The following is a 9,561-nucleotide window of genomic DNA, read 5'->3' on the forward strand; positions in this document are numbered from 1 at the left end:
ATCCATAGTGGACACTATCGATCACTCTCTTACCGTGGCAGAGCAGTCACGCCGGACGGATACAGCGGCGGCGAGCGGGGGAGCCGATTTTCTGACGATGCCCTTGGGTATCGGCTGAAAATTGGGGGGACCGTGAAGTCCTTGACGCCGGAGTGGCTGGTGCATGATCCGAAGTCAGAGAGAGAAGAGCCCGCGGCCCCGACCAGGGGCCGCGACAATATTCGGTGGAACCGAAGGGGAGGTTTGGAGGGGTTTCCCCTCCATGGGTGGGGGAGTTTGAGGGGGCGGGGCTTTGCCCTGCACCTTCATGGGGTGAGTTTGAGAGGGGCGGCTTGCCCCCCTTTCATAAGCCCTGCCGAGCGGTCGATCCGGTCGGTATGGCTATTACGACAGGGGAAAAGGTGGCGAGCGGCTTCCGCCGCCCGCCACCTCGCTATCGGTATCGGAAGTTGCTGACCGGGCGCTCGTAGATCTCGGAGTCGAGTTGCCCCGCGCCCTCGGGGCCAATGCTGGCATCGCAGAGATAGGTGGTGAAGCGGATACCTGTCTGGGCAGCGATCTGCCGGAGGATGGGACCAAGGCCGGACAGATGCTTGTCCTCGACGGTCATCCATTCCGGGATCGGGCCATTGCACCACATGGCCGCAACGGGGTGGTGGTATCCGCCGAAGTCCGGGTCACCATCGACGGCATCCAGCAGATGCCAAGGATAGAACCCCCGGCCGCCGGATTCGAGATCGCCCATGCAGTCGCCGAGGGTCTGTTCAAGGGACTCGCGCACCGTCGGATCGCTTTCGTTCCGTAGCCGCCGCTGGACCTTTGCGCCCTCGCGGCAAGTCCTGAGATGGCCATTGAGGGCAAGAAGCAGCTTTTCATGGAGGGACTGCGCAAAGCGAGTGTCGCACCTGAAGTAGTTCTTGCGCACCCTGGTTCTGATGCGGCCAAGCCTTCTTGAGAGATTGAGGAAATCGAGATCAGACATTTGTTTCTCCTTTCGTTCTGACGGGAGGAGCCTGCACTGTTGCCGCGAGGGGTCAGGGATCGCGTAAGCCGACCGCCAGCGGCGGCGAGTGGTGGAGCCGATTTTCTGACGATGTTCTTGGGCGTCGGCTGAAAATTGGGGGACCGCGAAGTCCTTGACGCCGGAGTGGCTGGTGCATGATCCGAAGTCAGAGAGAGAGGAGCCCGCGGCCCCGACTAGGGGTCGCGACATTATTCAGCGCAACGCCAAAGGGGAGGTTTGGAGGGGTCTCCCCTCCATGGGTGGGGGAGTTTGAGGGGGCGGGGCCTGGCCCTGCACCTTCATGGGGCGAGTTTGAGAGGGGCGGCTTGCCCCCCACTCATTCCGGGAGCATCGGACCAAAAAGTGGTTCCCGGTTTTTGGAAATGATCCCGATGCTCCGGCAAGGAAATCGGAACGCCGGGCGCGAAGGCGCATGGCGTTCCGGCGGGGAATCTTGCGCTGAGCCGGCGGGCGCGACCCACCGTAAACATGGAAGGCCCGGCGGCTTGCGCCGCCGGGCTCCGGGCTTCCCGCTCAGAACGGGATGTCATCGTCGTCGATGAACTTGCCGTCGTCGTTCTCGGTCTGCTTCGCCCGGCTCAGGAAATCGACGGTCTCGGCGATGATCTCGCAGCCGTAGCGGTCGTTGCCCTCCGCATCCTTCCACTTCGTGTAGTGGATGCGGCCGCGAACCAGAACCTTCATGCCCGTGTCGCAATACTGCTGGACCGTCTTGCCGAGGCCGTTGAAGCAGGTGATGCGGTGCCATTCCGTGTCCTGAACCCGATAGCCCTTCTCGTCACGGACCACGCGGCCTTCCGAGTATTTGGGGCGCGACGTGGCGAGGCTGAAGTGGGTGATCGAGGTGCCGCCCTGGGTGGTGCGGGTTTCGGGGGCCTGACCGATGTTGCCGGCGAGGATGACGATGTTCTGCATTGTAAGTCTCCGTTGCTCCTCGGAGGGACCATCCCTCCGACGAGACCCGGCCAAGGCCGTCGGGAGACTCCCGCAACTGCCGCCCTTGCGGCAGCTTGCCCCTCAGGCCCGGAGTGGGGCGGGCAGCCGCGCTCGCGCGGCAACACGGTCCGGAGCCGCCGGGGTTGCTGGTGGAAACCGAACGGACTTAGGGGATCAGTCAGTCGGAGGGATTGGTGCCTTCGAGAGCCAATCGGGGACGCGCAGCAGAATTGGCATCCCTGCCGGTAGCAGCAGCGTGCAGGCCCTTGGAATCCGTATCCATGCCATCGGGCATCCAGATCTAACCCACTTCCCCGCCATGTCCGCGCCCCGCTGGAAGGCTGTGTGGCCAGAGGCGAGAAACGACGGGCATCGGGTCTGGAGCGCGGAACCGGCATCGCACCTGCATCAATGGCACGAGGTCAGGTCCGGCAGTATTGCGGCAAGGGTTTGAAGGTGATTGCGGCTGTGTTCACGAAATGAAGTGGAAGGATGCGGAGGGCAACGACCGCACGGCGTCAGCGGGATTCACGCCGATGACCGGCTTCCAGAGTTGGGCGAAGCAGGCTAGGAAGGACGGCAGCGTGACCGCGATGACATGATTTCCCATTCTGAGCGGGAAGCCCGGAGCCCGGTGGTCCAGCCGTCGGGTTTCCATGAGACTGCGGGATCGCGCGCGCCGGCTCAGCGCGAGAACACCGACTCGCCGAGCGCGTTCAGATTGATGATGGCCGAGACGCCGATGACCAGGCCGCCCACGCCGCCCAGAAGGTTGAGCGCGAGGGTCGAGTCTATGGCGTTCTTCGTGACGCCATAGACGAGCGCGTAGCCAGCTATGACGGCGGGCACCGCGAAGAGGGCAAGCGCGATGAGGCGAAGAACAGGGTTCTTGGCAAAGCCCAGGACCGCGATCACCAAGACGATGGACAGCAGGGCCGCACCGAGCGCAGCGAAACCGGACATCAGGACGCTGGCTCCCGCGCCCCAAGCGTATTGCGCGGCAGTAATGGCCGACATGACGGGCAAAGCGTAGATCGCGAGATTGTAGGCGATCACGCAGGCCGTGATGGTCAAAGAGATGGCGAGCAGGATCAACGTCATGGAAACCTCCAGCGAACGGTTGAGGATCACGACAGGCTGCCGGGAGATGCGCTCCGCCTGCGACTATTCTGCTTCGCCGGTTCTACAAGGATGCTCCAATAGAGGCTCGACCTCGCTTCCTGTCAAGGTTTGGCGGCTGAAAGCCGCCGAACGGCGGCGCTTACGCGCCGCCGTCGAACTTCATGACCGGGATGCCGAGCTTGCGGGCCTTGTCGGCGAGATTCTCCTGAATCCCGGTGCCGGGGAAGACGAGGATGCCGACCGGCAGCACATCCAGCATCGCGTCGTTGCGCTTGAAGGGTGCGGCCTTGCCGTGCTTCGTCCAGTCGGGCCGGAAGGCGACCTGCGGCACCTTGCGGTGGTCTGCCCAGCGGGAGGCGATCAACTCGGCCCCCTTGGGCGTGCCACCGTGCAGCAACACCATCTCCGCGTGCTTGGCATGGACCTGATCGAGTTTCGCCCAGATCAGCCGGTGATCGTTGAAACCGGCGCCGCCGGTCACGGCCACCTTGGGACCGGCAGGCAGCATCACCTCGGTCTCGGCGCGGCGTTTCGCGGCAAGGAAGTCGCGGCTGTCGATCATCGCGGCGGTCAGGTTGCGATGGTTGACCATCGAGCCGCTGCGCGGCCGCCAGGCGCTGCCGGTGTGGTGTTCGAAAGCCTCGGCGGCGAGATCGCGGAAGAGTTCCATGCTGTTGCGCCGTTCGATGAGGGTCTGTCCCTCTGCCGTGAGGCGTTCGAGTTCGACCGACTTCACCTCGCTGCCGTCCTGTTCCCGCTGCATCCGGCGCTGCGCCTGCTCGTTGTCGTCGAGATCGCGTTCCACCCGGCTGGCGGCGCGGTGAAAGAGATTGACCGTCCCCCAGAGCAGCTCTTCGAGATCGGGCTCTAAGCGGGTGTCGCCGAGCGTCGCGACGAGGGCGTCGAAGATGTCGGTGACGGCACTGGCGACGGTATTGCCCTCGGGCAGCGGCCTGGGATCGGGTTCGTCCTGGAAAGGACGCCAGCCGTAGAGCTGGAGTTCGGTGAGGGCGTGATCGGTCTGGGAGGAGGTGTGGACCGGCTCGTCGCCTGCGGAATAGGTTTCGTTCGTCATCGGGAGCGTCCTTTGTCTGGAGACCGCGCCCATCGCGGCCTTCGCAGGCGTCGACGCGCACGGGCGGGACGGGTTGGCAGCCCTCGCCCACTCCGCGAGGGCCTCGATGGCCGGGTTCGGACTATTTTGACTTTCGCGATGCAAAGGCGGGGCTCGTCCCCGCCGGCGGAAAATAGTCCGAAAGCGGCCATTGCCTGCCCGGCCCGTTTGTGCGCCGATCGCCCTCTCAGAAGGCCGTGGGTGCGGGCCTCTCCGACGAAGGATGCTCCTGCCGATGGCCAGCGAACGAAACCGGCAGGTGACGAGTTGGGCCGCGCCTCCGGGAACGATTACATCCTCACTGCTCCATGAAACGGCGGATGTCCTCGGGATGAAGCTGATCCTTCAGGGCCGCCCTGAGGGCATCGGCGCCACGGCGTCGCAGATCATCGTTGAAGTCGCCCTCGACCGGCGTGAGCGTGACCGCCTCGATCCCGAAGCTCGCTGCTCTGGAGGCGAGGCTGTCTCTTGCGCCGTCCCCGGCCGGGTCGCGATCGCGCAGGACATAGAGCCGGCGCAGGGACGGCGGGAACAGGATGGCAGCGAGGTGAGCGGCCGAAAGCGCCGCCAGCATCGGCATGTGGGGCAGAACCTGACGGGGCGACAGCACGGTCTCGATGCCCTCGCCGGCGACGAGAACCTCAGCGGCAGTGCCGAAGCGGACTGCGTGGCCGAGAAGGTCGCCCATCGCCCGCCGCGGTGTTTCGACAGGTGCCTTGCCGGAACCGTCCGGGGCGAGCCAGGTGCGATGCGCGCCGGTCTGGTGGCCGGAGAGATCGGTGACGGCGGCGACGAGTGCCGGCCTGATCTCGGTGGGCGAATGCTCATCGGGCCTGTAATAGCACCGGGGATGGTAGCGCAGCGCGGCGGTGCCCGAGAGGGAGGTGATCGCCCGCCCGCGCAGGTAGATCTCCGCAAGCGTGCCGCCGATCGGCTGCGCCATGGCGAAGAGGCGGCGAGACGCTTCAGGCGAACCGGACGCCACGCTGGACGTGCTGCCGGTCGGCGTCTTCGTCTTCTCCGGTTCGGGATGCGGGAGGGCGAGGAAACGGCGCGCTTCCTCGGCCACGTCCTTGAAGTCGACGAGGCCAAGCGATTGCCGGATGATGTCGAGCAGATCGCCATGCTCCCCAGTGGCCATGTCGGTCCACTTCCCCGCCGCGCCCTTGCCGGATTCCGGCCCGGTGAGGCGGACGAACATGGATCGCCCAGGCGTGTTTTGCACATCGCCGACCAGCCAGTATCGTCCGGCGCGCTGGCCGGACGACAGATAATGGCGGCAGACCGCCTCGGCCTCCCGACCGAGACGGATCGCCAGTTCCGAGACATCGTGACGGGGCATCATGCTGCCTCCCGCTCGCCGATGCGCTCGACCGGCCAGCGGTCGAGAACCTTGCCGAGAACGGCAGGGCCAGTCCCATCGACCGGAACGAACATGCGCAGCTTCCATGAGATGATTTCGTGGAAGAGGCCATAGGCCGAGAGGCGCTGACGCATCATGTCGGTAAAGCCGGAGAGTTCGATCCGGTTCGCGCCCATGACGCGGACCCGCCGAAGCTGAAGGCCCTCGGCGAGATCGAGGATCGTCCGGCCTTCCATCAGCGCCGCAAAGGCGTCATCCGGCGTGACCGATGCGGTTCCGGTCGTGGTCGCATTGGCCGCCCAGGCCGGGGAGACCTTGCGGCCGATGATGCGCTCGCCGGCGTCAGACTGGAGCCGATAGACGCGGGTGGAGTCATTGGGCAACCGCTTCCAGATCGGCAGCAACAAGCCCGTGACCATATGCAGGGTGCTGTCGGCAAACTCCGGCACTTCTGCAACCTCGGCCTCCCAAGCCGATGCGAAGACGTCCCGGTCGGCCTCGACCCAATGGGTTTCGCCCATCATTCTGACCGGGACGTTATGGGCCTCCATCGGCCGGATCAGGCGGACGCGGCGCTCGATCTCGCCATCATCCAGCATGACGCTCGTGCTGGGGATCTGCACCGCCGCGCGACCCGAGCGCTCGTTGATCAGCAGCTTCGCACGCAGATCATCGAGTTCGGCCAAGGCGGCGTCGAGCGTCACCGGCCGGTTGCGCTTGCGTTCGGTGATAGTCAGCAGGCTGGTCTCGGCCCCGGTGCGCGGATGGGTGTAGATCACCTGCCGGTCCGCCACCACGAAGCTTTCGGCGCGCAGCGTCTCCAGTCCGGCGTCATAGGTGCCCGAGGCGATGGCGCCCTCAATCCGCGCGGTCAGAAGCTGCTCGAAGGCGGTGAACAGCACGCCCTGAAGCTCGATGGTCAGGGCGAGCAAACGGTTGAGAAACGTGGTGATGGCGGGCAGATCGTCCTTGATGCCATTGCTGTCCATCAGCTTCAGCCCGGTCGCGGCCTCGAACCGTTCCAGCGAGCAACCCTCGACCTTGCCGCGCACGAGCAGGAGATAGAGCTGTCGCAGCGCGTCGCGGGCGTAATGCGATTCCAGATTGTCCTCGGGGCGGAACAGACCCTGACCGCCGGTCTGGCGCTGGCCGCGCGTGATCGCGCCCAGCGTGTCGAGGCGGCGGGCGATGGTCGAGAGAAATCGCTTCTCGGCTTTCACATTGGTCGAGATCGGCCGGAACAGCGGCGGTTGCGCCTGATTGGTGCGGTGCGTGCGGCCAAGCCCTTGGATGGCGGCATCGGCCTTCCAGCCCGCTTCGAGGAGATAGTGGACGCGCAGCCGGGTATTCTTCGCCGAGAGTTCGGCGTGGTAGCTGCGCCCGGTGCCGCCGGCGTCGCTGAACACCAGCACACGCTTGCCATCATCCATGAACGCCTGGGTCTCGGCGAGATTGGCCGAACCGGCGCGATTCTCCACGACCAGCCGGTCGATGGTCACGCTGCGCTTGCGAACGATCCGGCGCGAGCGGCCAGTGACCTCGGCCACGGTGTCAGTGCCGAAATGCTGGATGATCTGGTCGAGCGCGCCGGGGACCGGCGGCAGGCTGGCGAGGCTTGCGATCATCTCGTCGCGCCGCGCCACGGCCTCCCGGCTTTCGACTGGCTGGCCGTCGCGATACACCGGGCGGGAGGACAGGTTGCCCTCCGAATCCGTGAACGGCTCGTAGAGCTGGACCGGGAAGGAATGGGCGAGGTAGTCGAGGACATATTCGCGCGGCGACAGGTCCATTTTCAGATCGCCCCATTCCTCGGTGGGTATCTCCGCCAGCCGCCGTTCCATCAGCGCCTCGCCGGTCGAGACGATCTGGATGACGGAGGAATGGCCCGCTTCCAGATCGCTGGTGATCGAGCGGATCAGCGTCGGGGTTTTCATCGACGTGAGCAGGTGCCCGAAAAAGCGCTGCTTGGCGCTCTCGAAGGCCGAGCGGGCGGCGGATTTGGCCTGCCGGTTCAGCGTGCCGGAGCCGCCGTCGCCGCCGGTGATGTTGGCGGCCTGCATCGCGGCATCCAGGTTGTTGTGGATGATGGCTAATCGCGAGGACGCGATAATGCGAAGGTGTCCAGGATTCATTTGTGTTTTCCTTGGCTTCTGGATATCGGCGCGGCCTTTGCTGCGCATTATTTTGATTGCAAACCTCGGCGGCTTTCCAACCGTCTGAGGAGACACTCATGTTGAAGTTGCACGACGAGCTGATCGCCGAGCTCGCGAAATCGCTCACGGAGCAGAACTACAATCCGGTGGTCGTGACGAACCATCGGCTCTACGCCCGTCGGTTCCTGGACTACCTGGCCGAGCGCGACATGCCGGTGGCGATGGTGACGCCAGCGCAGGTCGATCAGTATTTTCTCCACGCAGTCCATTGCTTTCATGATCGCTACGGTCGGCCGCCCAGCTCGCGCTGGCACAGGCTACCAAATACGGCGATCGGCAGGTTGCTCCGGCTGGCCCAAGGCACATGGCCGCCAGAGGCTGAAATCGAACCCGTTAAGATGCTCCGGCACGCCATTTGCCATGATTACGAAACTTGGATGCGCGACGAGCGCGGGCTGGCAGATGAAACTATCGACGCGCGGCTCCGGGAGGCGCGGCGCTTTCTGGACTGGTATTTCGGCCGCAGTGGTGCCGACGGTCTCCGAAGCTTGGCCGTACGGGACATCGATCGCTACATGGACATGCGCGCGGTCGGACTGCGACGGATATCGCTCGCGGCATCTGCTGCGTGGCTTCGGTCCCTGCTGCGCTATCTCCACCTGTCGGGGCGGGTTCCGACCGATTTGAGCCCGCAGGTCATCGGCCCGATGCTCTATGCCTATGAGGATGTTCCTTCGATCCTGGACCGCAGCCAGATCGACATGGTTCTGAAGGCCACCGCCAGGGACAGATCGCCGAGGGGGCTGCGCGACCATGCTATTTTGCTGATGCTCGCCATCTACGGACTGCGAGAAGGCGAGATCTGCAGTCTCCGGCTCGAAGACATCGACTGGCACGCGGACTCGCTGCGCATCCGTCACACCAAGACCAATGCCTGTTCCTACATGCCGCTGCTGACGCCGGTCGGCGATGCGGTGCTCGACTATCTGCGCCTCGGGCGCCCGCAGGTCGAAAGCCGGGAGGTCTTCATCCGCTCCCTCGCACCCTATACCAGGATGAAGAACCTCTATGGCATGGTCGACGGGCGCCTGGCGGCCGCAGGCGTTGTGCCGGTGGGAAAGCGTGGCCCACATGTCTTCCGCCACGCGCGTGCGGTTGAACTGCTGCGGGCGTCGGTTCCGCAAAAAATCATCGGCGACGTGCTCGGGCACCGATCAACCGAGTCCACCAACGCCTATCTCAAACTTGCCACCGAAGATTTGCGGGCTGTAGCGCTCGACGTGCCCGGATCGGAGGTGCTGTCATGAGCGCCTGGCACGATCCCGATTTGCTTGCCGTCGAGGACTTTCTCCGCATCTCCCGGTTCGGACAGAGAAGCAGTTACACTTACCGGTGGATCCTTCGCAGCTTCGAGGATGTTGCGCGCCGGCACTCAGCAGTGGATCGCCAGATGCTCGAGGACTGGCTGGGGGACATGGCAACGCGGTGGAAATTGTCGACGCTGTTGAACCAGGTCTGCATCGTTGACCGCTTCCTCGACTATCTGGTCCAGAACGAGTTGATCCCCGGCAATCCCGTCGCCGAGCTTCGCAGGCAGCACAATATCAAGCAGAACAAGCCGATCTGGCGGGCTCTTGCCTCCCCCAATCCCGACGAGGCACTTGCCGCGTTGTGCCAGCCTGCGCCCTACGGCAGCGTTCTGGGCGACTTCATGCGTGACCATGTCGCGCTGATGCGAAACCGGGGATACCAGTATGAGACGCAGGCTCACTGGTTGCTGCGGTTTGACGGGTCGTGTCTCGGAAGTGGTGGAAATTGGACGGCGGCGTAATCTCCGGGTGAACTGACA

At 64.5% G+C, this 9,561-nt stretch carries 7 protein-coding genes and 1 pseudogene; 2 read left to right on the top strand and 6 right to left on the bottom strand.

Annotation, left to right across the window (positions count from 1 at the left end; all coding sequences use genetic code 11):
• Window positions 1–433 precede the first annotated feature (433 nt).
• From ACFHYO_RS12435 to ACFHYO_RS12460, 6 genes and pseudogenes are all read right to left on the bottom strand, one after another.
• Window positions 434–982: a hypothetical protein gene (locus ACFHYO_RS12435; protein WP_394320774.1), complete on the bottom strand. Its 549-nt coding sequence runs from the start codon at window positions 980–982 to the stop codon at window positions 434–436.
• A 555-nt stretch (window positions 983–1,537) separates the two neighbouring features.
• Window positions 1,538–1,939, bottom strand: a complete 402-nt coding sequence (locus tag ACFHYO_RS12440) for a single-stranded DNA-binding protein (RefSeq protein ID WP_080620484.1) — start codon at window positions 1,937–1,939, stop codon at window positions 1,538–1,540.
• Window positions 1,940–2,644: 705 nt separating this feature from the next.
• The gene (locus ACFHYO_RS12445) at window positions 2,645–3,061 is read right to left on the bottom strand and encodes a hypothetical protein (RefSeq protein WP_394320776.1); all 417 of its coding nucleotides are present in this window, start codon (window positions 3,059–3,061) and stop codon (window positions 2,645–2,647) included.
• Between the two features lie 160 nt (window positions 3,062–3,221).
• The gene (locus ACFHYO_RS12450; RefSeq protein ID WP_394320778.1) at window positions 3,222–4,157 is read right to left on the bottom strand and encodes a DUF2493 domain-containing protein; all 936 of its coding nucleotides are present in this window, start codon (window positions 4,155–4,157) and stop codon (window positions 3,222–3,224) included.
• Window positions 4,158–4,494: 337 nt separating this feature from the next.
• Window positions 4,495–5,538, bottom strand: a complete 1,044-nt coding sequence (locus tag ACFHYO_RS12455) for a DUF7146 domain-containing protein (RefSeq protein WP_394320783.1) — start codon at window positions 5,536–5,538, stop codon at window positions 4,495–4,497.
• A pseudogene (locus tag ACFHYO_RS12460) lies at window positions 5,538–7,649 on the bottom strand (strawberry notch C-terminal domain-containing protein); the annotation flags it as partial. The pseudogene ACFHYO_RS12460 and the gene ACFHYO_RS12455, both read right to left, overlap by 1 nt.
• 140 nt (window positions 7,650–7,789) lie before the next feature.
• Between ACFHYO_RS12460 and ACFHYO_RS12465 the strand changes: the two are divergent.
• Together ACFHYO_RS12465 and ACFHYO_RS12470 are read left to right on the top strand one after the other, a co-directional pair.
• Window positions 7,790–9,019 carry a site-specific integrase gene (locus tag ACFHYO_RS12465; RefSeq protein WP_007803583.1) on the top strand — a complete coding sequence of 410 codons (1,230 nt, stop codon included), beginning with the start codon at window positions 7,790–7,792 and terminating at the stop codon, window positions 9,017–9,019.
• Window positions 9,016–9,543 (top strand): site-specific integrase, encoded by a 528-nt coding sequence (locus ACFHYO_RS12470; RefSeq protein WP_394320781.1) that lies wholly within the window; start codon window positions 9,016–9,018, stop codon window positions 9,541–9,543. The genes ACFHYO_RS12465 and ACFHYO_RS12470 overlap by 4 nt, the downstream gene beginning before the upstream one ends.
• Window positions 9,544–9,561: the final 18 nt, after the last annotated feature.

This window comes from Paracoccus panacisoli (assembly GCF_042435015.1).
Classification (GTDB): Bacteria; Pseudomonadota; Alphaproteobacteria; order Rhodobacterales; family Rhodobacteraceae; genus Paracoccus; species Paracoccus panacisoli.

Excerpts from the sequence above, each read along its gene's own strand:
- ACFHYO_RS12470 (WP_394320781.1), top strand. The coding sequence starts at position 9,016 with ATGAGCGCCTGGCACGATCCCGATTTGCTTGCCGTCGAGGACTTTCTC.
- ACFHYO_RS12450 (WP_394320778.1), bottom strand. The coding sequence starts at position 4,157 with ATGACGAACGAAACCTATTCCGCAGGCGACGAGCCGGTCCACACCTCC.
- ACFHYO_RS12440 (WP_080620484.1), bottom strand. The coding sequence starts at position 1,939 with ATGCAGAACATCGTCATCCTCGCCGGCAACATCGGTCAGGCCCCCGAA.
- ACFHYO_RS12445 (WP_394320776.1), bottom strand. The coding sequence starts at position 3,061 with ATGACGTTGATCCTGCTCGCCATCTCTTTGACCATCACGGCCTGCGTG.
- ACFHYO_RS12465 (WP_007803583.1), top strand. The coding sequence starts at position 7,790 with ATGTTGAAGTTGCACGACGAGCTGATCGCCGAGCTCGCGAAATCGCTC.
- ACFHYO_RS12455 (WP_394320783.1), bottom strand. The coding sequence starts at position 5,538 with ATGCCCCGTCACGATGTCTCGGAACTGGCGATCCGTCTCGGTCGGGAG.
- ACFHYO_RS12435 (WP_394320774.1), bottom strand. The coding sequence starts at position 982 with ATGTCTGATCTCGATTTCCTCAATCTCTCAAGAAGGCTTGGCCGCATC.